Source organism: Sporomusa sphaeroides DSM 2875 (genome assembly GCF_001941975.2).
GTDB classification, from domain to species: domain Bacteria; phylum Bacillota; class Negativicutes; order Sporomusales; family Sporomusaceae; genus Sporomusa; species Sporomusa sphaeroides.
Genome location: NZ_CP146991.1, coordinates 4,457,501 through 4,480,643, shown reverse-complemented (window position 1 = coordinate 4,480,643; position 23,143 = coordinate 4,457,501). Strand labels below are relative to the sequence as shown.

General features: G+C 46.9%; 26 protein-coding genes and 1 rRNA gene (1 of these 27 only partly in view). 19 read left to right on the top strand and 8 right to left on the bottom strand.

What is annotated here, in order from left to right; all coding sequences use genetic code 11:
- Positions 1-7: 7 nt before the first annotated feature.
- The 3 genes from SPSPH_RS20625 to SPSPH_RS20615 all read right to left on the bottom strand — a co-directional run bounded on the left by SPSPH_RS20625 (position 8) and on the right by SPSPH_RS20615 (position 2,340).
- On the bottom strand, positions 8-427 hold the full coding sequence (locus tag SPSPH_RS20625) for a tripartite tricarboxylate transporter TctB family protein (RefSeq protein ID WP_075756088.1): 420 nt from the start codon (positions 425-427) through the stop codon (positions 8-10).
- Between the two features lie 21 nt (positions 428-448).
- Positions 449-1,873, bottom strand: coding sequence for an ATP-binding protein (locus tag SPSPH_RS20620; protein ID WP_075756087.1), 1,425 nt, complete (start codon positions 1,871-1,873; stop codon positions 449-451).
- A 170-nt stretch (positions 1,874-2,043) separates the two neighbouring features.
- Positions 2,044-2,340: an SH3 domain-containing protein gene (locus SPSPH_RS20615; RefSeq protein WP_075756086.1), complete on the bottom strand. Its 297-nt coding sequence runs from the start codon at positions 2,338-2,340 to the stop codon at positions 2,044-2,046.
- Between the two features lie 177 nt (positions 2,341-2,517).
- On the opposite strand from SPSPH_RS20615, the gene SPSPH_RS20610 reads away from it, so the two are divergent.
- From SPSPH_RS20610 to SPSPH_RS20600, 3 genes are read left to right on the top strand one after another with little or no spacing between them, the layout of a single operon-like run.
- Positions 2,518-2,808, top strand: a complete 291-nt coding sequence (locus SPSPH_RS20610; RefSeq protein WP_075756085.1) for a hypothetical protein — start codon at positions 2,518-2,520, stop codon at positions 2,806-2,808.
- 50 nt (positions 2,809-2,858) lie between these two features.
- Entirely contained in the window at positions 2,859-3,437 is a 579-nt protein-coding gene (locus SPSPH_RS20605; protein ID WP_223226109.1) for an ECF transporter S component, read from the top strand.
- 18 nt (positions 3,438-3,455) lie between these two features.
- Positions 3,456-3,692, top strand: a complete 237-nt coding sequence (locus SPSPH_RS20600) for a DUF1653 domain-containing protein (RefSeq protein ID WP_075756084.1) — start codon at positions 3,456-3,458, stop codon at positions 3,690-3,692.
- A 54-nt stretch (positions 3,693-3,746) separates the two neighbouring features.
- On the opposite strand, the gene SPSPH_RS20595 is transcribed toward SPSPH_RS20600, so the two are convergent.
- Complete coding sequence (locus SPSPH_RS20595; protein WP_075756083.1) at positions 3,747-4,304, bottom strand: guanylate kinase; 558 nt, start codon at positions 4,302-4,304, stop codon at positions 3,747-3,749.
- 83 nt (positions 4,305-4,387) lie between these two features.
- Positions 4,388-4,573, bottom strand: coding sequence for a YjfB family protein (locus SPSPH_RS20590; protein ID WP_075756082.1), 186 nt, complete (start codon positions 4,571-4,573; stop codon positions 4,388-4,390).
- 661 nt (positions 4,574-5,234) lie between these two features.
- Between SPSPH_RS20590 and SPSPH_RS20585 the strand changes: the two genes are divergently transcribed.
- Positions 5,235-5,999 carry a tRNA threonylcarbamoyladenosine dehydratase gene (locus SPSPH_RS20585; protein ID WP_075756522.1) on the top strand — a complete coding sequence of 255 codons (765 nt, stop codon included), beginning with the start codon at positions 5,235-5,237 and terminating at the stop codon, positions 5,997-5,999.
- A gap of 97 nt (positions 6,000-6,096) precedes the next feature.
- On the opposite strand, the gene SPSPH_RS20580 is transcribed toward SPSPH_RS20585, so the two are convergent.
- The gene (locus SPSPH_RS20580) at positions 6,097-6,291 is read right to left on the bottom strand and encodes a hypothetical protein (protein ID WP_075756081.1); all 195 of its coding nucleotides are present in this window, start codon (positions 6,289-6,291) and stop codon (positions 6,097-6,099) included.
- A gap of 624 nt (positions 6,292-6,915) precedes the next feature.
- On the opposite strand from SPSPH_RS20580, the gene nifH reads away from it, so the two are divergent.
- The 11 genes from nifH to SPSPH_RS20525 are packed head-to-tail and all read left to right on the top strand — an operon-like array spanning position 6,916 to position 18,100.
- A complete protein-coding gene (gene nifH, locus SPSPH_RS20575; protein WP_075756080.1) occupies positions 6,916-7,743 on the top strand; it encodes a nitrogenase iron protein in 828 nt (275 codons plus the stop codon).
- Between the two features lie 30 nt (positions 7,744-7,773).
- Positions 7,774-8,100 carry a P-II family nitrogen regulator gene (locus SPSPH_RS20570; RefSeq protein ID WP_075756079.1) on the top strand — a complete coding sequence of 109 codons (327 nt, stop codon included), beginning with the start codon at positions 7,774-7,776 and terminating at the stop codon, positions 8,098-8,100.
- Positions 8,101-8,115: 15 nt separating this feature from the next.
- Positions 8,116-8,523: a P-II family nitrogen regulator gene (locus SPSPH_RS20565; protein ID WP_075756078.1), complete on the top strand. Its 408-nt coding sequence runs from the start codon at positions 8,116-8,118 to the stop codon at positions 8,521-8,523.
- Positions 8,524-8,550: 27 nt separating this feature from the next.
- On the top strand, positions 8,551-10,164 hold the full coding sequence (nifD, locus tag SPSPH_RS20560; RefSeq protein ID WP_075756077.1) for a nitrogenase molybdenum-iron protein alpha chain: 1,614 nt from the start codon (positions 8,551-8,553) through the stop codon (positions 10,162-10,164).
- Between the two features lies 1 nt (position 10,165).
- On the top strand, positions 10,166-11,554 hold the full coding sequence (gene nifK, locus SPSPH_RS20555) for a nitrogenase molybdenum-iron protein subunit beta (RefSeq protein ID WP_075756076.1): 1,389 nt from the start codon (positions 10,166-10,168) through the stop codon (positions 11,552-11,554).
- A gap of 20 nt (positions 11,555-11,574) precedes the next feature.
- The gene (gene nifE, locus SPSPH_RS20550) at positions 11,575-12,930 is read left to right on the top strand and encodes a nitrogenase iron-molybdenum cofactor biosynthesis protein NifE (RefSeq protein WP_075756075.1); all 1,356 of its coding nucleotides are present in this window, start codon (positions 11,575-11,577) and stop codon (positions 12,928-12,930) included.
- Position 12,931: 1 nt separating this feature from the next.
- Positions 12,932-14,263 (top strand): nitrogenase component 1, encoded by a 1,332-nt coding sequence (locus tag SPSPH_RS20545; RefSeq protein ID WP_075756074.1) that lies wholly within the window; start codon positions 12,932-12,934, stop codon positions 14,261-14,263.
- A gap of 25 nt (positions 14,264-14,288) precedes the next feature.
- A complete protein-coding gene (gene nifB, locus SPSPH_RS20540) occupies positions 14,289-15,530 on the top strand; it encodes a nitrogenase cofactor biosynthesis protein NifB (protein ID WP_075756073.1) in 1,242 nt (413 codons plus the stop codon).
- A 33-nt stretch (positions 15,531-15,563) separates the two neighbouring features.
- Positions 15,564-16,178, top strand: coding sequence for a Fe-only nitrogenase accessory AnfO family protein (locus SPSPH_RS20535; RefSeq protein WP_158027066.1), 615 nt, complete (start codon positions 15,564-15,566; stop codon positions 16,176-16,178).
- A 4-nt stretch (positions 16,179-16,182) separates the two neighbouring features.
- The gene (locus SPSPH_RS20530) at positions 16,183-17,259 is read left to right on the top strand and encodes a homocitrate synthase/isopropylmalate synthase family protein (protein ID WP_075756071.1); all 1,077 of its coding nucleotides are present in this window, start codon (positions 16,183-16,185) and stop codon (positions 17,257-17,259) included.
- Positions 17,246-18,100, top strand: a complete 855-nt coding sequence (locus SPSPH_RS20525; protein WP_075756070.1) for a homocitrate synthase — start codon at positions 17,246-17,248, stop codon at positions 18,098-18,100. Before SPSPH_RS20530 ends, SPSPH_RS20525 begins: the two co-directional genes overlap by 14 nt.
- A gap of 209 nt (positions 18,101-18,309) precedes the next feature.
- Here the strand turns inward: SPSPH_RS20525 and SPSPH_RS20520 are convergent, their stop codons facing one another.
- Positions 18,310-18,471 (bottom strand): hypothetical protein, encoded by a 162-nt coding sequence (locus SPSPH_RS20520; RefSeq protein ID WP_158027065.1) that lies wholly within the window; start codon positions 18,469-18,471, stop codon positions 18,310-18,312.
- Between the two features lie 26 nt (positions 18,472-18,497).
- Complete coding sequence (locus SPSPH_RS20515; protein ID WP_158027064.1) at positions 18,498-18,668, bottom strand: hypothetical protein; 171 nt, start codon at positions 18,666-18,668, stop codon at positions 18,498-18,500.
- A gap of 160 nt (positions 18,669-18,828) precedes the next feature.
- Between SPSPH_RS20515 and SPSPH_RS20510 the strand changes: the two genes are divergently transcribed.
- The 4 genes from SPSPH_RS20510 to SPSPH_RS20495 form a co-directional block, all read left to right on the top strand.
- Complete coding sequence (locus SPSPH_RS20510; RefSeq protein WP_075756069.1) at positions 18,829-19,347, top strand: hypothetical protein; 519 nt, start codon at positions 18,829-18,831, stop codon at positions 19,345-19,347.
- A gap of 28 nt (positions 19,348-19,375) precedes the next feature.
- The gene (locus SPSPH_RS20505) at positions 19,376-20,017 is read left to right on the top strand and encodes a lactate utilization protein (protein WP_075756068.1); all 642 of its coding nucleotides are present in this window, start codon (positions 19,376-19,378) and stop codon (positions 20,015-20,017) included.
- Between the two features lie 146 nt (positions 20,018-20,163).
- The gene (locus tag SPSPH_RS20500) at positions 20,164-21,423 is read left to right on the top strand and encodes a L,D-transpeptidase (RefSeq protein WP_083945546.1); all 1,260 of its coding nucleotides are present in this window, start codon (positions 20,164-20,166) and stop codon (positions 21,421-21,423) included.
- A 604-nt stretch (positions 21,424-22,027) separates the two neighbouring features.
- Positions 22,028-23,143: ribosomal RNA gene (locus SPSPH_RS20495) — 16S ribosomal RNA — on the top strand (it continues 439 nt past the right edge of the window).

Here is a 23,143-nt window from a genome sequence, read left to right as displayed (position 1 = left end):
CTCCAGCTTATGGCAATTTAGAGCCTAAAAATTTTTCGAAGATGAAATAGAAACTTAACGCAATTCCTGCTGAAAATAACCCTGGAGCCAGCCAGCCCGGTGTTTCCGCCATTTTTAACAAATAGAACAGGATGATGAAGGTGGCTGCCAGGTAGCCGGCTAATTGCATAATAATGATGTAAGCTACTATACCGATGATAATAAAAATGAGTTTTCTCCAGTTGACATTTCCGGTTTTGCCGGTGGCTTTCACCGGCCATGACCGCATAACAATAGTCAAGGCTAAACAAATGGCGATACCGCCGGTTAAGAGCGGCAGAAATCCGGCTTTGGGCGCCATGAAGCTGCCGAAGGATAAATTGCCGGCATAATAGGTGTAGCCAATACTAATTGCTAAAAAGAAGACAGATAGTAGTCTTTCCGCCATTCTCCACCTCGCAGCGTACTTTTATATTGTAAAGGTAATGGTAAATTTGGTCCCCCTTTCCGGTTGGCTCTCCACCGACATTGTGCCATTGTGCCGCTGAACCACGCGATAACAAATAGCAAGTCCCAGGCCAACACCGTTTTCTTTGGTGGTGAAAAAGGGTGTTCCCAGCTTGTCGATGAGTTCAAGGGGAATGCCTGTTCCCTCATCGGCAAAAGTGAGAAATACTTGAGAGTTATGACAGTAAGTGGTAATCGTCAGCGTTCCGCCCTGCGGCGTTGCTTCAATGCCATTGCGGACAATGTTTAAGATGAGTTGGCGGATACTGCTTTTATCTAAGCGAATGGCCGGAAGATCCTGCAGCTGCCTGTTAATTTGGCAGTTATAACGCAAAGCATCGGCTTCCAGCAGCGGTGTCATTTCCTGGATAATGTCGTTTAGGTCACAGTACTGAAAATTCATAGCTTTGTTTTTGGCTAACGATAGAAATTCGGTAATGATACTGTTGGCACGGTCAAGCTCGGTAATCATTAACGCAAACTGAGGCTTATAGTTTTCCAAGGCTGGCTTATTTCCTAAATATTGCAGAAATCCCCTGACGGTTGTCATGGGGTTGCGGACTTCATGACCGATACTGGCGGCCATTTCGCCGATGATGTTTAACCTGTCAAGCCGGGCCATTTGTTCGGTTTGTTCATTGATATACCGCAAAATAGGATTAAGTTCGGTAATTTTACTTTCAAAGTTCCGGCCGCGGCCATTTACCGTAGCTTCAGCAAATAAAATGAGTTCTTTTCTTAAGCGAACGAAAATTTCCTGGAATAATATGATGACAATCAATAATGCCACCAGGCTGCCAAAAATTGACCGCTGAGATGTCTGCCACTCTTCTTCCATAACTTTGTCGATATTCATGCAGACAAAGACATAGCCGACAATTTGGCTGTCAATTTTGATTGGCTTAACAACATAGGATGCCGGTGCGCCATACCACAGCACAGATTGCTTTTGTTGTCCAAATTTTACTGTATCTGTGTGGAACATGTCGTTAAACAATTTGGATTCTGTATTCAAAAGCAGGGTTTTATCTAAATCCGGGCCAATTGCCACAATTCGTTGCAATTGGCTGGAATACACCCCGAATTTTATGATATCCAGCGGCACAAAGGTATTGTCCAAAATAGGCTGAACCTTATTATTGACAGCAAGTATTTGATTTTCCGGAGACTGGATTTCGGCAGTTGGCTTGTCCCCGTAATCCACCAACAATTTGGCAGGAACAACGCTTTCCAGATGATGGGCAAAACACTCCATATGCCGGTTATATATACCTTTTTTTTCCTGAAAAGATATCCAATGATTGTATATTATAAAAAACAGCATAAATACTGAAATAATACCTATAGCCTTGATGTTTAACCTGGTAGTCAGATTAGATAACTCCATGATATCCTCAATCTTTCGCTATAGTTTTGCTTTTGCTTTTTTATATAGTTGTCAATTACTGCTATATTCTGCTTAAAAAAACAAAATCCTTCATTTTTGTATAAATATGGCAGGAAGATTGTTTGTTAAACTATTTTCAAATAACATGGCAGAAGATGCGGGAAGCTCTATCAAAAATGAGAAGGCTGCCGGTGATCTTTTGGGCTGAGGAAGTGAATCATAATCCAGCCGTGACTGCCTTTATGTTCCACTTCCCAAAATTGGCCATCCGGTGATTTTTCATAGACTTTAACAATATCGCCCAATTTCAGTACTTTAACAACGGCAGCCGCAGCGGTTGGTTCGGATAATAACTTTACCTTATCGGTGTTAGTCACTGCAGTGAAGATAGCCTGCGCCGGCAGCATAGCGCAGGTAATCAGTGCAAATAGGAACAGTACCCCGGCCAGAACTTGTAATTTTTTCATTGGTTATTCCTCCCGTCAGATAGTTTTAGGATGGTTATTCAACAAGTTATTGCGTAAGTCCTATGGCGCCGTATAATTTTGGCAAAATTTTAACGTGTTATCCAACCATCAGCAGGTAGGGTTTTCCGGTTGGATTCGCGAATACATGCATAGATAGAGAATGCAGGAGGCGCCACTATGGATCTGATAGAAGATTACAAGTACTTGCTTGCAGTGCATTTGCGCGATATTAGCAAACGGTATGGGGTATTGTACTATGACGTGCTTAGGGGAAAAGTACCGGCCGAGGTGCAAGAGGTGTATGCCGAGGGGTTAGCGCGGGTATTCGAGTACATGACGCTCCGGCACGGCTTGGATTTAACAGATACAATGGCAATTCATGAAACCATTATTGAAATAGTGCTTACAGAATTTATTGATAAGTCATTAAGTATGACTACATTGGACAATACTCAGCTGCTGCACTAAATTACAGCCGCAGTGGCCTGAGAAGCACAGACAAGGAGGCACCAACTGATTTGCAGACCAAGATGGCCTATACAACACGCATCGCAGTTCTGGCCAGTGCTGCCGCGATTTTAATGGCAATGGAACTTCCGGTTATTTTTATGCCAGGTTTTTTGAAACTGGATTTTAGCGAAATTCCGGCAATTATTGGCGCTTTTGCGCTTGGCCCGCTGGCCGGCTGCTTGATTGTGTTTATTAAAAATCTGATTCATGTGAGCAATACCCAGACAGCCGGTATTGGTGAGATGGCTAATTTTTTTGTGGGCACATGTTTTGTTGTGCCGGCAGCTTTTGTTTATCAGTACAAAAAGAACCGGGCAGGGGCGATGTGGGCGCTGCTTGCCGGTACCTTTTCCATGACGCTGATGGCAGCGGTCTTAAATTATTGGGTGTTATTGCCTTTATACCAAAAAGTCCTGCATTTTCCGGCAGAGGCCATGATTGCTATGGGGAAAGCCGGCAATCCGTTTATTGTGGATATCAAGACATTTATTGTATTTGCCATAATACCGTTTAACCTGTTTAAAGGTATTGTTGTCTCCGCAATTACGTTGCTGGTATATAAAAAACTATCTCCTATTTTGCATTAACAGTAAGAGGTGTATAGTATGAGCAAGTCTGGAGCAGCCAAAATAAGACCCGGGATTTACCGCCATTACAAAGGGGCAAAATACCAGGTAATCGGGGAGGCGAAGCATAGCGAAACGCTGGAACCGCTTGTTATCTACCGGGCGTTATATGGAGAGTTCGGGTTGTGGGTACGTCCCAAAACTATGTTCTGCGAGCAGGTCCGGCTGGACGGCAGGAATGTTCCCCGCTTTGCCTTGGAAATAGAGATTGATTAATAAACACAAAAAGGATACCGCCAACGAGAGGTTGGCGGTATCCTTTTGCTAACCCTATTCCATTTTAGGCGGTAGTGTTACTTTGCCGATAATAGCCAGTACCTGATGTACGGCAATGGTAATTGATCCGGTATTTTTTACCACATAGGTGGCTGATTGCCAGTTGTTGAATTCTCCGGCACTGGTAGCATGCTCAATCCGACGGTTAATTAGGGCATGATCGTCGCCGCGCTCTAGCATGCGGCCAATGACTGTATCTAAATCTGCCATGATGAATATTGACTCCAGCCGGTTGCCGAGCAGCTTTTTTAGCTGAGTTAGTCCCTGGATGTCGACGGCAACTGTGCTTAGCGGATAGGTATTGACTTTTTCAAGTACCTCTGTTTTGCTCAAACCGTATAAGTTGCCTGAATACTCGACCCGTTCAATCAGCTCGGTTTTTTGGAAATCCTCTTTGGTAACAAAATAGTAATGAATACCATCAATTTCCTCAATTCTTGGCTTTCTGGTGGTGTGGCTGACCATCTCAGGAATACCATATTGCGTAAGTTCTTTGAGAATGCTGGTTTTACCTGAAGCCGGGGGACCTATAAGTGCGTAGAGTTTGTTCATAAATCCTCCCTATCCTGAAGTTAGTTGTTATTGCCGGTGGTTGGGAAAAAGCTTCTGAGAATATCTCAGAAGCTTTTTTTATATTAAATAGAAATGTCAATAGTATTGCCTAAATGGGCTGGAGATAGCGCTGGTCCTGCGCCCATTAATTGAAGCAGACTTTGACTTTGGTCTGTCGCGGTATCCATCACCTTTTTCATCATGAGGATACTGGCTTGTTGACTAACATTGGCTTGTGCAGCCACCGTGGCAAGTGCGGCAATGTCCATATTGCTTCGCCTCCCGTGCTATTATATGTAAATTATACTATCTTATGGCATAATTAGTCAACGTATGCCTTACTTTGACAGGTTATGTAGCGCGAGAGCAGTTTATAGCGGAAACCGTTTGCAGTAAATGCAAACTGCGAAAGTGTAATATTGTGTTAATTGCAAATAATATTACGGTATGATACAATTAATTTGTATATTTTAGTTTTTACATAAAGGACAATTGTACGGGTAGATATTGTTGAACGGGAAATGAATGTATTATAGTACTGGCTGCATCTGCGAGCGGTAACATCATGTACAAATCAGCTTTCCGACAGCACGGGAGGCTTTTTTTTCTATAGTACCCCAAAATAATGGTCTAAAATATCTTAAACCTCATATACTGTTTAATGCAGTATTGAAGCTAGACTTTACTTGAGCAATAGTCGCGTTTATTCACCAGGGAATAATTTAGGAGGTGGCAGAATGTTGGTGCATATTCAATGTGGAGCTGTTATGGAAATTGATCAGGAGGGCAATCATATTTGCCCGAAATGCGGTAAGGTAATTAAACCACGCATTTCCCGTAAATAGCTGGCAATAGAGCTGTTGACTGGTCTGGGTGATTTTGTTACACTAATACAATATGGCAGACAAGGTAAAAGGTAAGGGTGACAATATGCTGCATGAGTTTTCCCGGACAGAGTTATTAATTGGTGCAGAAGGCCTCGAAAAACTGGCACAAAGTAAAGTAGCTGTTTTCGGCATTGGCGGCGTCGGTACGTTTGTGGTGGAAGGGCTAGTGCGTTCAGGCGTTGGCAAGTTTGTGCTGGTGGATGATGATTGTATCTGCCTGACGAATATTAATCGGCAACTGCATGCTACCAGAAAGACTGTTGGCAAACCTAAGGTTGAGGTTATGCGTGATCGCATTCTCGAAATTAATCCTAAAGCCGAAGTGACTGTCTTTCAGGAATTTTACATGCCAGATACGGCAGCAGGCTTGATTGCTGATGATTATACGTATATCGTTGATGCTATCGATACGGTTACTGCCAAGCTGGACTTGATTATCCAGGCTAAGTCCAGGAACATTCCGGTGATCTCCTCCATGGGAGCCGGTAATAAGCTGGACCCGACTCAGTTTGAAGTAGCGGATATTTTTAGCACTTCGGTGTGTCCTTTAGCTAAGGTAATGCGGCAGGAATTAAGAAAGCGCGGTGTAGCTTCCCTGAAAGTGATTTACTCCAGGGAACAACCGCGTAAGCCTGTGGAAACCGAGAGTTCGAGCTGTAGTGTTGGTTGTGTGTGTCCGCAGGGGACGACACGTAAATGTACGACCCGTCGGCAAATTCCGGGCAGTATTGCTTTTGTGCCATCTGTTGCCGGTCTCATTATTGCCGGTGAGGTAGTCAAGGATATTATTAACAAGCAAAGTGAATAAAAGAAGCTTTATGGGCTATCCCCATAAAGCTTCTTTATATATATGCCGGTTCAACCTGTACAGGCATATTGAGATATTTGTGTTGCGGGAAACGGGCTTACTTCTTTTCGGCACGTTTTTGGTTATATACTTCCCAGGCGGTCATGACTTTTTGGCGGGAATATTCCAGACGCTTGGCAGTTACTTTACTGCCGCCTCTTTCACTTTCAGCAGCAAGGTCATAAAGCGTGTTGTTGATAGAACCTACTATGGCTGTAAGCAGTTCGTGTATTTCATCTTTGGATGATTCCATTAACAGGGCCTCCGTTCTTAAAAAAAATTATCAGCAGCCTGCTGGTGGGCGGCAGGCTTTTACTAGCTTTTGCCGGATTTCATTTAGATTATAACGACATATTTATGGAAAAGCAAGGATGCGGAAAATTTTTAAGCTATCAATAATTTAATTTTCCGAATTCATCCAGAACCTATTGCAGGGGGCTACTATCTATGGTATAGTTCTTTTAAACAAATATGGTTTTCAGCAATGGCGCTATGGGAGCAGAATTTTTTTGCCCCATAGTTTTTGTTTTTTAAGCTGAAAAACCATGTAACATAATATGTTTAAAAAGCAATGAGGCTTACTGCATGGATGCGTGCGGTAAGCCTTTGTCCTTTTTAGGCAGTATAAGGAGGTGAGAGAGTTAACGCATAAGGAAGGCTTCACAGGTATTACGAGTACCTGTGAAGCCGGGGGCCATCGCATTTCCCAAGTGTCGGCAAGGGTTATTTGATATGCCCAACTTCATTATATTTCATGCACTGACAATTTTCAATAGAATGTGGGAGTATACCAAGGCTTGGTTGAACTCAGTCAGGGCGAAATAACCCGGCAGCCGGAGAAACTCATTAGTTAGTGAATAAAGAGGAGGCGTTTTTAATGAGACAGGTTGCTATTTATGGTAAAGGTGGTATTGGTAAATCGACTACCACGCAAAACACAGTGGCCGCATTGGCTGAGGCTGGAAAGACAATTATGGTAGTTGGCTGTGATCCTAAGGCGGATTCTACCCGCTTGCTGCTAAACGGTTTGTGTCAAAAGACGGTACTGGATACGCTGCGTGACGAAGGCGACGATATTGAACTGGAGGATATATTAAAGCCAGGGTTTAAAAACACCCGCTGCGTGGAATCCGGCGGACCGGAACCAGGCGTAGGCTGCGCTGGCCGTGGCATAATCACCTCGATCAATATGCTGGAATCACTGGGAGCATATACTGATGAAATCGATTATGTATTTTATGACGTATTGGGCGATGTTGTCTGCGGCGGGTTTGCTATGCCTATCCGCGAAGGCAAAGCCGAAGAAATATATATTGTAGCCTCAGGTGAACTTATGGCCTTATATGCGGCCAATAACATAGCCAAGGGCATTCAAAAATATGCGGTATCAGGTAAAGTCCGGCTTGGCGGCATCATTTGCAATAGCCGGAAAGTAGATAATGAATTACCACTCTTGCAAGCCTTTGCTGAAGAACTGGGTTCGCAGTTGATTCATTTTGTCCCCCGGGATAACTTGGTGCAGCGTGCAGAAATCAACAAAAAGACAGTTATTGATTTTGATCCCGGGGCAAATCAGGCTAATGAATATCGGGCACTGGCAAAGGCCATTGATGAAAATAAAATGTTTGTTATTCCCAAACCCATGACCCAGGACCGTCTGGAAGAGCTTATGATGCAGCACGGCTTTCTTGATGCCATTGCCTGAGCAAAGTGACGAAAATGAGGAGTGATTGTAGTGATATTAATCAGAGCCATTATTAGACCGGATAAGAAGGACGAAGTGCTGGCCGAACTGTCGCAGGCTGGATTCAATGCGGTCACTGTTATGGATGTTGTAGGCCGGGGCAAACAAAAAGGCATCAAAATCGGCGGTGTTGTGTATGATGAAATCCCTAAAACGCTGTTGTTAATGGCGGTACGGGCTGAATATAAACAAGAAATAATTAAAGTTATCATGGAAGCCGCCAAAACAGGTGAAAAGGGAGCTTATGGCGACGGCAAGATTTTCGTCAGCCCTGTTACGGAAGTCTATACCGTATCAAGCGGCATGAAAGAACTGTAAAGGAGGGCAATCGCCATGAAGGAAATATTTGCCATTGTGCGCATGAACAAAACAGGTGCTACCAAGAAGGCGCTGGTTGAGGCCGGTGTGGCCGGTTTTACTGCCGTCAAGGTAAGCGGGCGGGGTAAGCTGGTAGATGATCCGGCTGTGGTCGCCGGGCGGAAAGCGGCGATGATGGCTTTGGCCGATGCCGATGAAGCGGGTGCGGAAGCGCTGATTGACGGTTTTTTGGATGGACACCGGTTATTCCCCAGACGGCTGTTTATCATCCTGGCTCATGATGAAGATGTGCCTAAAATTATTGAGGCCATTATGCAGGCCAACCGGACGGAGCACAAGGTAGGGGATGGAAAAATATTTGTTATGCCCATGCTGGATGCCATTCGGGTTCGTACCGGTGAAGCCGGTAAAGACGCGGTGTAAAAGCAAGGAAAAAAGGGGGGAAGCAGCATGGCTGTTACTGAAAAAGAATTACAGGAAATTCTTGAACAATATCCGTCCAAGGTACAGAAAAACAGGAAAAAACACATTCTTATCAAGGACGCAGCGCAAATGCCCCAGGTAATTGAAGCAAATACCCGGACTATTCCCGGCATTATTACTAATCGCGGCTGTGCCTACGCCGGTTGCAAAGGTGTGGTGCTTGGCCCGCTGAAAGACATGGTGCATATCACCCATGGACCGATCGGCTGCGCCTATTATACCTGGGCTACCCGCCGCAATAAGGCCAAGTCTGAGGAGTCAGCGCAAAACTTCATTAATTACAGCTTCTCTACCGATATGCAGGAAAGCGATATTGTATTTGGCGGAGAAAAAAAACTGGCCAAAGTCATTGATGAGGTGGTGGATATCTTTCATCCCAAGGCAATTACCGTTTCAGCTACCTGTCCGGTAGGACTCATCGGTGACGATCTGGGAGCTGTGTCCAGAGCGGCCGAAGCCCGGCATGGCATTCCGGTACTTGCTTTTAGTTGCGAAGGGTACAAAGGGGTCAGTCAGTCAGCCGGACACCATATTGCCAATAATATTCTTATGGACCGGGTTATCGGCGCAAGTGACCTGGAGGAAGCTGCCGGCAAGTATCCTATCAACATTCTGGGGGAATACAACATTGGCGGCGACAGCTGGGAGATTGAACGGATATTGAAAGAAATCGGCTATACTATCATTTCAGTTATGACTGGTGACGGTTCGTATGAAGAACTCCGGAATGCGCATGTTGCCGAACTCAATCTGGTACAATGCCATCGTTCAATAAACTATATTGCCGAGATGCTGGAAACCAAGTACGGCACACCCTGGTTAAAGGTAAATTTTATTGGAGTTAACGGTACTGCCGAGTCTCTCAGAAACATGGCTGTGTATTTTGGAGACCCGGCGCTTATAGAAAAAACCGAAGCAGTGATCTCGCGGGAACTGGCACGGATTGAACCGCTGATGGAGCAGTACAAAAAGATTTGTGAAGGCAAGACCGCTTTTTGCTTTGTCGGCGGCTCACGCGGCCATCATTATCAGGGCTTATTTGCTGAACTGGGAATCGAGACAATACTGGCAGGCTATGAATTTGCCCACCGGGATGATTATGAAGGACGGCAAGTCATTCCTACCATAAAACTTGATGCCGATACCAAAAACATTCCCGACCTGCATGTTAGTGCCGATGAACGGCGTTTCCGGCTGAAGCTGTCTCCGGAAAAAATGGAAGAATTAAAGCAGAAGATACCGCTTAGTTACTATGCGGGTATGAATATTGAAATGAAAGATGGCAGCATTATTGCCGATGATCTTAACCACTTTGAAACAGAAGAATTTATTAAAATTCTGAAGCCAGATATTTTTGCTTCCGGTATCAAAGATAAGTACGTTGTGCAGAAGATGGGTATTCCCGCCAAGCAATTGCATTCTTATGATTATAGCGGTCCCTATGCCGGTTTTAACGGGGCAGTGAATTTTGCCAGAGATGTAAGTATGGGATTTGCCTCCCCTACCTGGAACTACATTGTGCCACCTTGGCAGGATGAACCGCTTTTAACCGGCACGGTAAATGAGGAAGGAGTGGGCTGATATGCTGGACTGTACACCAAAAGAACAAAAAGAGCGTAGTAGCGGCGGCATCATAAACCCGGCGAAAACCTGTCAGCCAATCGGGGCTATGTATGCAGCCCTGGGGATTCATAGCTGCCTGCCTCACAGCCACGGCTCGCAAGGCTGCTGCTCTTTCCACCGGATGCACTTATCCCGGCATTTCCGGGAACCGGCGATGGCATCGACTTCGAGCTTTACCGAAGGAGCTTCGGTTTTTGGCGGCGGTGCTAACTTAAAAACAGCCATCAAAAATGTTTTTTCTATCTATAATCCGGAGGTCATGGCCATTCATACCACTTGCTTGACGGAAACTATTGGCGATGATATTCCGAGCATTATCAAATCTGCTGAAATTCCTGAAGGTAAGTTGGTTATCCATGCCAATACCCCCAGTTATCAGGGGTCGCATATTACCGGATTTTCCAATATGACTAAGGGGATGGTCAGTTATCTGGCAGAGGCCGCTTTGACGGTAAAGAAGGAACAGGTCAATATTATTCCCGGTTTTGTCAATCCCGGCGACATGCGGGAAATTAAACGGATAGTAAAGGCTATGGGCATTACCTTCATTATGTTTCCCGATACTTCGGGGGTTCTGGATTCCCCTTTAACAGGTAAGTTCTCCATGTATCCCAATGGTGGGGCTACCGTTGATCAAATCAAAGACAGTGGTAACTCCAAACTGACACTGGCGTTCGGCCGTTTTGCTGCCAGCGATGCGGCTGAACTGCTTGCGAAAAAATGTCAGGTTCCGGCCACCGTGTTAAAGACGCCCATTGGGATAAAGGCCACCGATGCCATGCTTATGGCTTTGCGCCGGGCCTTTTCTCAGGAGATTCCTGTCGAGCTGGAAGAAGAGCGGGGTCAACTGGTCGATATTATGACAGACACGCATTTTCACTTTCATGGCAAACAAGTAGCTATATTTGGTGACCCCGATATTGTTACCGGCTTAACGGAATTTGTTCTTAGCCTGGGTATGAAGCCTGTTCATATACTGACAGGCACACCTGGTGGGGCTATTGGCTCAGGCATGGGAAGTTTTGAGGAAGATATTAACGAAATGGTGTCAACGGCAGGCATTAAGGCCAATGTCAAAGCAGGCGGCGACCTGTTTACCTTCCACCAGTGGATTAAAAATGAGCCGGTAGATCTGATCATTGGCAACACATATGGTAAATATATTGCCCGGGCTGAAGACATCCCCTTAGTGCGGGTTGGGTTCCCGGTGCTTGACCGCAGTGTTCATTCCTATTTACCGATTGTTGGGTACCGGGGAGCCATGCGATTGATCGAGAGTATCAGCGGGGCGCTGTTAGACCGGGCTGATCGTGATGCGTCTGACGAAGATTTTGAATTAGTCATGTAAGAGAACTGGGGGTGGAGCGAATGAACGAGACAGCTGCAGCTATCAATGAACGAGAAGATTTTATTGCCACCAAAGGCCGGCGTAAAAATACCTTGAAATGTGACGCTGACAGCATTGCCGGTTGCATCAGTCAGCGGGCTTGTGTGTATTGTGGTGCCAGAGTGGTCCTCAATCCGGTGACAGATGCGATTCACCTGGTACATGGGCCGGTAGGCTGTGCCAGCTACACCTGGGATATTCGCGGCAGCCTTTCCAGTGGCTCCGAACTGTATCGTAACAGTTTTTCCACCGACTTACGCGAACAGGATATTATCTTTGGCGGGGAAAAGAAACTGGCCGGAACGATTGATGACCTTGTGGCCAAATACCGGGCCAAGCTGGTATTTGTGTATTCTACCTGTATTGTCGGTGTTATTGGTGATGATTTAGCGGCCGTGTGCAAGGCGGCGGCCGACCGTCATAATATAGAAGTTATTCCAGTAGAATCAAGCGGCTTTATCGGCAACAAATCAGCCGGTTACCGGGCAGCATGTGAGGCCTTGCTGAAAATCATTGATCCGGTTGACCGGCACGACGCGGCCGCCAGCTTTGCTATCAATTATTTGGGCGATTTTAATCTGGCCGGTGAGGCCTGGATTATCAAAGACTATCTGGCCCGGATGGGGATAAAAGTTAATGCTGTATTTACCGGTGATTCTACCAGCGCTACTATCAAACAAGCGGCCAGGGTATCGCTCAATATCGTGCAGTGTGCCGGGTCTATGAACTACCTGGCAGGCAAGCTGCAGGAACTGTATGGCATCCCTTATCGTCAGGTCTCCTTTTTGGGGGTAGAGGACACCGCCCGATCGCTGCGCAGTATTGCTGATGCTATGGGTGGTGGTGAGGTCAGGGCCAAAGCCGAGGTGCTCATTCGTCAGGAAACAGACCGGGTAATGCCGGTTATCAAGCAATACCGGGAAAAACTTGCAGGCAAAAAAGCAGCCGTCTATGTCGGCGGTGGCTTTAAGGCCATCTCGCTCATTAAGCAGTTTAGGGAGATTGGCATTGAGGTAGTTATGGTGGGTACTCAGACCGGGCGGCAGGAAGAATATGATACCATTCATGAGCTGGTCACCGATGGAACGGTTATCTTAGATGATGCCAATCCGGCAGAATTGGAGCGGTTTATGACCGGTCAGGGCGCGCACCTCTTGGTTGGCGGCGTCAAGGAGAGACCGCTGGCATACAAACTGGGGCTGGCCTTTATTGACCACAATCATGACCGCAAACATCCCTTGAGCGGCTATGACGGTGCTATAAATTTTGCCCGGGAAGTGTATTCAACGGTGTGTTCGCCGGTATGGAAATATACTGTGCAGAAAGGAGGTGTCTGAGATGGAAAATCCTTGCCACATGTGTATGCCGATGGGCGGGATTCTGGCGCTTAAAGGCATTGAAGGCGCTATGGTTATGGTACACGGCTCGCAAGGCTGCAGTACTTATATGCGGCGGCATATTGCCGAACATTTCAATGAACCTGTTGATGTCGGCTCTTCCTCGCTTAACGAAAAAGGAACAGTATATGGCGGGGAAGCCAATCTGCGGCAGGGACTGGATAATATTATCCGCGTGTATCAGCCCGGATTGATCGGAGTTATTACTACTTGTTTGGCTGAGACCATCGGGGAAGACATTATCAGAATTGTAAATGATTACCGGCAGGAACACCGGTTGTCACTGCCTATTGTTGCCGCTAATACACCTGGATATGGCGGCAGTCATAGTGACGGCTACTGGCTAACCGTGCGGCGCCTGGTTGAAACTTTGGCCACCGGGGCTGAGCGGCATAACAAAATAAATATTATTGTACCCAACATCAGCCCGGCAGATATCCGGGAGCTCAAACGTCTGCTAGCTGTAATGGAGTTTGAGTATACTCTGTGCCCGGACATCTCGGAGACGCTTGACCGGCCTTATCTGCCTTCCTACAGTAAGCTGCCGGCAGGGGGGACGCCAATCGGCGCGCTTTGCCGCATGGGTGGAGCGCCGGCTACCATTGAATTTGCAGTGACGATAGAGAAGGATGTTTCGCCAGGCCAATACCTGCAAGACACCTTTGGTGTACCGTTGTATTCGATACCTATTCCGATTGGTATGGAAAACACCGATGCTTTTATGGCTGTGCTTGAGACCATTAGTGGCCGCAGACGGCCGCCGGTATTGGCTGATGAACGGGGACGGCTTATTGATGCCATGATTGATTCGCACAAGTATAATTTTTCCGGACGCAGCGCAATTTTCGGAGATCCGGAACTGGTCTATGCGCTGACCCAAACGTGTCTGGAAAATGGTATTTGTCCAATCGTGGTCACCGGGGACAAAGGCGGAAAGCTGGCAAAGCTGCTGCCGCTAAACGAAATGACCAACGAAACTGTAGTGCTGTCAGATCCTGATTTTAATTTAGTCAGAGAACAGGCTAAGGCCGGTGCTGTCAATATCGCCATCGGTCATTCTGATGGCCGGTTTCTTACCGAACGGGACGATATCCCGCTGGTGCGGCTGGGTTTTCCTATTCACGACCGGGTAGGCGGCCAGCGTCTGTTATCTATAGGGTATACCGGTACAACGCTTGTATTAGACCGGATTACCAATACACTGCTGGCAGCAAAGTACCAGGATTATCGTAAAACTATGTTCTCTAAGTATTATAAGCAGTCTCAAGTTTAACAGGAGGAAAGGGGGTGGCCGCTCTATGTCGAGCGTGCTTACCGATAAACATCCTTGTTTTTCCGCTCAAGCTCAGCATCAATATGCCCGTATGCATTTGCCGGTGGCCCCCCGGTGCAACATTAGCTGCAACTACTGCAGCCGCAAGTTCGATTGTGTTAATGAAAGCCGTCCGGGCGTAACCAGTGAAATACTGTCTCCCCAGGAAGCCAGAGAAAAATTTGAACAGGTGAAAGCGGCAATCCCTAACCTTAGTGTTATCGGGATTGCCGGTCCGGGCGATGCTTTGGCCAACTGGGAGGAAACCCGCAAGACGATTGAACTGATTAAGCAGGAAAATCCCGAAATTCTTGTGTGTCTGTCAACAAATGGGCTATTACTGCCTGAATACGCTCCGGAACTTATTAAACTCGGTGTACGCCATGTCACCGTTACTGTTAACTGTATTGATCCGGTCGTGGGAGCACAAATCTATGGCACTATCAATTACGAGGGCAAACGCTATATGGGGGTGGAAGGCTCTAAAATCCTGATACATAATCAGCAGGAAGGCATTATGTATTTGGCCGGTCATGGTGTAAGTGTCAAGGTAAATATTGTCATGATGAAGATAGTTAATGACTGGCATATACCTGAGGTAGTAAAACGAGTCAAGGAGCTGGGCGCATGCATGACAAATATCATGCCGTTTATTCCGGCACCTGGCAGCGTATTTTCCGGTTTACCGCAAACCAGTATGAACGAGGTCGCCGCTGTCAGGTCAGTCTGTGCCGGTGAAGTAAAACAGATGACTCACTGCCGTCAGTGCAGGGCGGATGCCATTGGTCTCTTAGGCCAAGACCGTTCTTCGGAATTTAGGCGTCGCCTAAGAGAGACTGAGCCGGTTGAACATAAGCCAGTCCCGTTTACCGGATATTGCAAGGTTGCCGTTACAAGTAAATTTGGCAAGCTGGTTGATCTGCATTTTGGGCAGGCGGAAGAGTTTCAGATTTACCATGTTAGTGGCAGACGATATGAATTAGTGGAGACGCGCCGGTTGGAAAAATACTGTGGCGGCACTGCCGAGTGCGTTACCGAAGATCAACGGCGGGATGGGATTCTGGCAGCATTGGCTGACTGCCAGGCGGTGTTGACCATGCGCATTGGCTATCCGGTACAAAAGCGTTTGCTGAAGCGGGGGATTATGTCGGTAGAGTATTGTTATACCGTTGAAAGCGGACTTTTATATACGGTAGAACAGCTTGCATTAAGAGCTGCTGTTGGTTAGTGCTGCAGCACTAGGCGAAAGGAGGGGGATGTGGTGCGGGAAATCGCAGTGTTTGTTGGCGATAATGGCAGTACTGCTGCTTTGGCGGAACCGGGAAGAGTGATTGTATACCAGCGGCAACAAGGAAAATGGAAGCCTGTGCGTGAGATTCTTTTTTCCCTGGAATGTTCCCTTGGTATGCCGGAGGTGCGGCGGCAGTTAGCCGCTATGCTTGAGGCTTTGGGGAATTGCCGGGTGTTTGTTGCCCGGACGGTATCCGGCCTTTTGTACAAGGAGCTGGAACAAGCAGGATTTAGTATCTGGGAGTTTGCCGGACGGCCAAGTAGTTTCCTGGAATATATTCTGGTTCAGGAAGAGTTTACTGTACGCCAGCCTGCAACGCTTCAAACGGTAATCCCTGCCAGCATGGAGACAGAACCCGGGTGCTACCAGGTATCTTTAAAGGAAATTCAACAAAGCGGCAGTGGTTTGACATCCAAGCAAGTATTACAGCCGCTGTTAAACGGGAACTTTTATTGTGTTGAGGTTGTTTGCAGTCATATTCCGCCCTGGTTGGAAGCCGAGTGTGCGTGTGGACGGTTTGACTGTAAGGTTGAGCGGTTGGCTGAGGGTATTAAACTGATAATAAAAAAGCAAATTTGCGGGTGAGGATATGAGGCGGTTAACTTGGCATGATCAGACGCTGAACACAGCTATTCACTGGCAGTGCAGTGACAGACAATTGGAAGAACTGGCACGTCTGCTGGCCGGATTAGGCATTAGACAGGCCGACATCTGCCTTGACGGATGGAGACGGTACTGTCCGGACTTGAAGGGAGTGCAAAAGTATCTTCACTTACGGGGCAGAACCAGCTTAGCTGAGCCCGAACTGGGACTGGCCGAACAGCTTGGTATGAAAGGGGTGGCTTTAGTTTGTAATGCAGCCCGGCAAGACCGGTTTAATTTATTGCTTGCGTCTGCTATGCGTGATGCTGACAGGCGTTGTTTGCAAAGCTCACTTCAACTGGAAGACATAGCTGTGTTGAGCGCGCCGGAACTGGCAGCTATTGCTGAACAGGTTAATGGCTATGATGTTGCCAGTATTATTTATGATGACAGAAAAGCAAAGGGCGACCCATTGTCTGCCTTTGAACAGCTGGTTATTATTATCCGTAAGGTGAACTGTCCGGTAGAGGTCTGCTTAGGCAATGCCTTTGGTTTGGCAACCGCCAATAGTTTGGCCGCCGTAAAAGCTGGTATCACTCACATTACGACAGCAGTAGCCGGTATTGGCGGTTATGCCCCTTGGGAGGAAGTAGTTTTCGCAGTCAGGCAACTGCTCGGTTTTGACTATGAATTGCCGCAAGACATGGCCGGTATCTGCCGGCAAGCGGCTGCGGTACTGGAACTTAGCGTACCTGAGAGCAAAGCTATTATTGGGCAGTCTATTTTTGCCCATGAGTCTGGGCTGCATGTTGACGGAGTTATTAAGTCCCCGGAACTGTACGAGCCTTTTTCCCCGGAGTTAGTGGGACTGAAGCGTCAGTTGATTATTGGCAAACATTCCGGCAGTATTGCTATAAAAACAAAATTTTCCGCCTGGGGGATTGGGCTGGAGGATGTTGAATGCAAACACCTGCTTGACCGTGTGCGCACATTGGCTGTCAAAAAGAAAGCAGCCATTACGGATACTGAGTTACTGCAATTGTACCGGTCAAGCTTAAAGGAGCAAAACTATGCAAGAACTTAAACAGGCAGTTATTGTTGATACAACCCTGCGGGATGGTGAGCAGGCTGCCGGAATTGCATTTACGGCCCAGGAAAAGCTGGCCATTGCCACGGCGCTGGCTCAAGCTGGCGTAACTTGGATTGAGGCAGGCACTCCGGCTATGGGGCGGGAGGAAGTCGAAGCACTGCGGCTGATTGTTAACGCCCGCCTAAAGGCTATTGTGTTTGCCTGGAACCGTGCCTGTCGCGGGGATATTGAGGCTTCGCTGGCTTGTGGATTTGAGTTTTTGCATATTTCTGTACCTGTATCTGATCTGCACATTTACCAGAAATTGAAGAAAAGCCGGGAATGGGTATATCAGCAGCTAAAAGAAGCGGTACTTTTTGCCCAGAGTCATGGCTGCTACATATCAGTGGGCGCCGAAGATGCTTCCAGAGCTACTCCGAAACAATTCCTGGAGCTTGCTGAATATAGTGCCCGGCTGGGAGCGGTACGCATCCGTTATGCTGACACCATTGGGAGGCTCGATCCTTTTAGTACAAGCAGCATTATGAAGTATCTTGCAAGATATTGTCCACTGCCGATTGAGTTTCATGCGCACAATGATTTGGGGTTGGCAACCGCAAATACCCTGGCGGCCATGCAAAGCGGCGTCGTGTTTGCCAGCGTGACGGCCGCCGGTATTGGCGAGCGAGCAGGTAATGCTGCACTGGAAGAAGTGGCAGCGGCTATGAAAGAAATATATGGAATATCTAGCGGTATTGATATAGCAGCAGCAAAAAAAATAGGCTGCCAAGTGGCAGCCCTGTGCGGCAGAAACATTTTTCCGTATAAACCGGTTATCGGGACAGCATTTTCTTGAGCCTGCCAGAATGTATAACTGCATTCTGTTGATAGGAACCACTAAGGCTTCTGCCGTGACGCACCTGGATGGCATAGCAATTCGGCCCGGCCTGAGAGCCTTGGCACAAGCCAAGGCTTTTTCTTATAACCAAGCCGGGTAAGACTCGTATTTCTAGGTTAGCAGCAGTTAAGTCGTCTCCATATTATTCTCTGATTCTTATGCCCATATTAAAAGAATTGAGGAGACTGTCTGTTGCGAATTCTTTGCGGATGGGCCTTTTGAATATTTTCCTGGATTTCCTCATTGGTTCTCGGGCTGGCTAGTACTGTAACTGAGGAAAGGTTTTTGCTGAATCCTTTACCATGAGCATACTTAATGGTAGTTTTCACGGCAGGACCTCCTCTGACTGTGACTATTAATTGGAGAAGCGCTGATAAAATTCCCGGTACTTTTTAAAGGCGGGATCTGATTCCAAGTCTTGGTCAGGACTAAGCTCAAGTGTAGCTTTCGGGCAAAACTCTGAGGAAAATTCACAGGAGTTGCTTTCGATGCAACTATCGCAACCCAATGATTTGCGCTGCAGCATAAAATACCTCCTGAACGAGTATTGACGTAACATGCTAACGCCTATTACTAGTTTCCGGAAAAATGGGTGTAATTATTACAAGTATTTATAATAATTTTGTTGGAGTCCATCTAGATGGTATAATATAGTAATAAAACGGTATAAGAAAGTGGTGGAATGGATGCAAACAGGCCAGGTTGGTCAATTATATGAATACGGTCAGGACAAGCTTGAAGAAAAAATTGTTTATCGTTTAGATAGAGATGGTCATGGCCTTGTGATTATTGAAGCAGGAATTGCTGCCCGGGAAGTAGAAAGCATTGCATATGGCAGTGTCGAATTAGGTTTATATATTGATGGCCCCATTATATTTTTGCTTTTCAAATTTGGTACAAGCAGTTGGAACGATGCACCTTACTCCTGGCATACCGTACCAAGGGACTTGCGCGCGTATCCGGTGGAAGTGGCAGATGCAGATATACTAAAAGTTACTTTGGTTGACGCTGAGGACGGCCTTATCCGGGCTGTACGCAAAGTGGCGCTGGCTCCCGCATTTGCCGATGCACTGAATGCGGCGATAACGATTCAGGCAAATGGCAGTTTTAACGGACTATCTTATGCCAAACATATAAACAGCGTGTACAACCAGTATACGGCTGAAGACATGGCTGATCTGGCCGCTATGCACATGGTTTCCTGAACTCACATAATAAATGGAGGGATGTACAATGAGTGAATTTACAAACTGGCACAACCAAACCATTGGGGAAAAACTTGTAAAAGCACTGGAGAAGAACAACTTTATCGCTAGCTATGTCAACACCAGGCAGGAAGCTTTGGACAAACTCGCGGCACTCATTCCGGCTGACGCCACTGTTGGTATTGGCGGCTCATGGACAATTAAAGAAGTAGGAATTGACACCTTGTTGGAAGAACGGGGAAATACGGTCTTCAATCACAACAAGCCGGGTTTGTCCAAGGAAGAATCGATGGCGCTGCGGCGTAAACAAATGACTTGCGATATTTTTTTGACAGGTACTAACGCCCTTACCTTACAAGGCGAACTTGTTAATGTTGATGGTTCTGGCAACCGTGCGGCTGCTATGATTTTTGGCCCCAAGAAAGTCATTGTTATCACCGGTATTAATAAGGTTGTAACAAATACCGATGCCGCGATGGAACGGATTGAACTCTATGCTGCTCCCATCAATAACAAACGTATAGGTCTTCCCAATCCATGTACCACGACCGGCCAATGTATGGACTGTCAAGGGCCGACCCGGATCTGTAATGTTACAACAATTATGCACAAAAAGCCGTTAGGTACCGAGGTTGAGATCATTATTATCGGCGAAGAATTAGGCTTTTAGGGATAACGCAAAAGGTATAATTAGGCGGGAGTACGCGGGTACTCCCGCAATTTTTTTAGGCTTGTACAACTAATTAACGCATACTGCCAGGATTCCTCTCATATATGTTATTGTCATAGGCATTTGTCATATGAGGGGATGACTGCATGGGTATGCGCATGTGTAGAAGGGTTCTTTGGGTAATTTTTTGTTTAGCTTTATTTGCTCTGCCCGGTTATGCTCAGGCTATGGAGCAGGAAGCTTTATCAAAGATCATTATCAATATCCCGAGCCGTACGTTGGAACTATATAAAAACAATACACTTGTTAAGGAATATCCAGTAGGCGTAGGCAAGCCTTCCATGCCGACACCTACCGGAGAATTCTCCATTATTGAGAAAGAAGTTGATCCCTGCTGGTATCCTCCCGGCAAAGATTTTATAGTGCCGTCAGGCCCGGATAATCCGCTGGGGTATCGTTGGATAGGTTTTGCCCCTTTATATGGCATTCACGGCACCAATGCTCCCTGGTCCATTGGTTTGGCCGTTTCCAATGGTTGTGTGCGAATGCAGGAAGAGGACGTAGAAGAATTGTTCGAGCTTGTCGACTGTGAGACTTCTGTTTCCATAGAATACGAGCGGATTAAGGTGCGGGTGGATGCGCGCGGCAGAGGCTCTATCGGTATTTACTCCGATATATATGGACGGCAGCCGGTAACTCTGGCAAGTGTTAAACAAGCTTTAGCGCAAGCCGGGTTAGACGGATTGGCGGATGAATCATTTTTGCGGGCATTAATTCGGGATATTCCCGAAAAACAGGTGGTTTTTGCCCAATTTCATAATCTCAAAATAAATGGGGTATTGCGACCGGAACGCATTGTCTCCAGAGAAGGGCAAAAACAAGTGCCGGTACTGGCGCTGGCTGAGAGTCTGAACACCTTCGTGAACTGGAATGAAGATCAACAAACTCTGACCCGGCAAAATAAGACTGTACCAGGCATTAAGCACGGTACTACCGTGTACGTTAACGCCGAACATTTGCCAGACTTGGTTGGCGGGCGCGGCATCTGGGATGAAAGTGAAAATTGTTTAGAGTTAATGCTGCCGGTAGCCAATTTTGACGGTCAACTCTTATCAGGCGACATTGTGCGTGTCGGCAATCACTTTGCCATTCCGGCCCTAACGCTTGCCAAAGCATTAGGTGAACGTGTAAAATGGCAGGCTGATACCGGTCAATTGTTTGTGCAGGGCAGACCGGCGTCAGTTATGGTAATAGCGGGACAGCCGTTTGTTACCAGCGATACTATAGGGAAAGTATACAATGTGGCCGCTGCCTGGGACGATCAAACCCAAACGATGAATCTGTCATATCCACTGCATCCTATCGATTATTCCATGTACCTCAATCCTGGTGATGAATTTTTTTGACGATAAAGTAGACTTAACTTCAGGTGGGGTTTTAACCCCATCTGAAGTTAAGTCGTCCTTATCCAGGGGCTTAACTGCTCGCCTGTGCCCGTAGGGGTATAACTCCCGCTTGCAGAAGCGGAGTCTTAGAGCGGGTTAGTGATCGGATAATTATTTATGGTTAAGTAGATTGACATAAGGGGATGAGCATGCTAATATAGACAAGCTGCCTCACTACAAGTGACAGTTAATTAGTAGTTGTGCGGCGAAAAAAACAAACAAGATTATGTTGACACGATAGAATAACCGTGATAACATATAGAAACGTCATCGCGCTGAAAACAGCGCAAAACACTCCCGGACAAGCGTAAGCAACGGCATGTCCGAGAGACATCGTTCCCTGAAAACTGAACAATGTAAGTAATGCATCATAAAAAGCCAGATGTGCGGTGCTCAATGAGCACTTTAAATAATTTCTTTAAATTTTATGAGCCACAAAAGGCTCCATAAATAAGGTAGTCACGTGTGACTTTGAACTTTTTTCTGTTGCGTCTGATAAAGTGAATCATTCACACTATCAAGATGGCAACGGTAAGAAAGCTCGTAGGCATATGGACGAAATACTTTTATGGAGAGTTTGATCCTGGCTCAGGACGAACGCTGGCGGCGTGCCTAACACATGCAAGTCGAACGGAGAGTTAGCAATAACTCTTAGTGGCGAACGGGTGAGTAACGCGTAGACAACCTGCCTCTAAACTGGGGACAACACCGCGAAAGTGGTGCTAATACCGAATGTGGTAACTTGGCTGCATGGCTAAGTTAAGAAAGATGGCCTCTACATGTAAGCTATCGTTTAGAGATGGGTCTGCGTCTGATTAGCTAGTTGGTGAGGTAAAGGCTCACCAAGGCGACGATCAGTAGCCGGTCTGAGAGGATGAACGGCCACACTGGGACTGAGACACGGCCCAGACTCCTACGGGAGGCAGCAGTGGGGAATCTTCCGCAATGGACGAAAGTCTGACGGAGCAACGCCGCGTGAGTGAAGAAGGTCTTCGGATTGTAAAGCTCTGTCGTTTGGGACGAACGTGGATTGTGTGAATAATGCAATCTAATGACGGTACCAAAGGAGGAAGCCACGGCTAACTACGTGCCAGCAGCCGCGGTAATACGTAGGTGGCAAGCGTTGTCCGGAATTATTGGGCGTAAAGGGCGTGTAGGTGGATTCTTAAGTCGTGTGTCTAAGTGCGGTGCTCAACACCGTATGGGCGCAGGAAACTGGGAATCTTGAGTGCAGGAGAGGAAAGTGGAATTCCCAGTGTAGCGGTGAAATGCGTAGATATTGGGAGGAACACCAGTGGCGAAGGCGACTTTCTGGACTGTGTCTGACACTGAGGCGCGAAAGCCAGGGGAGCGAACGGGATTAGATACCCCGGTAGTCCTGGCCGTAAACGATGGGTACTAGGTGTAGAGGGTATCGACCCCTTCTGTGCCGGAGTTAACGCAATAAGTACCCCGCCTGGGGAGTACGGCCGCAAGGTTGAAACTCAAAGGAATTGACGGGGGCCCGCACAAGCGGTGGAGTATGTGGTTTAATTCGACGCAACGCGAAGAACCTTACCAGGGCTTGACATTGAGTGAAAGATCTAGAGATAGATTCCTCCCTTCGGGGACACAAAAACAGGTGGTGCATGGCTGTCGTCAGCTCGTGTCGTGAGATGTTGGGTTAAGTCCCGCAACGAGC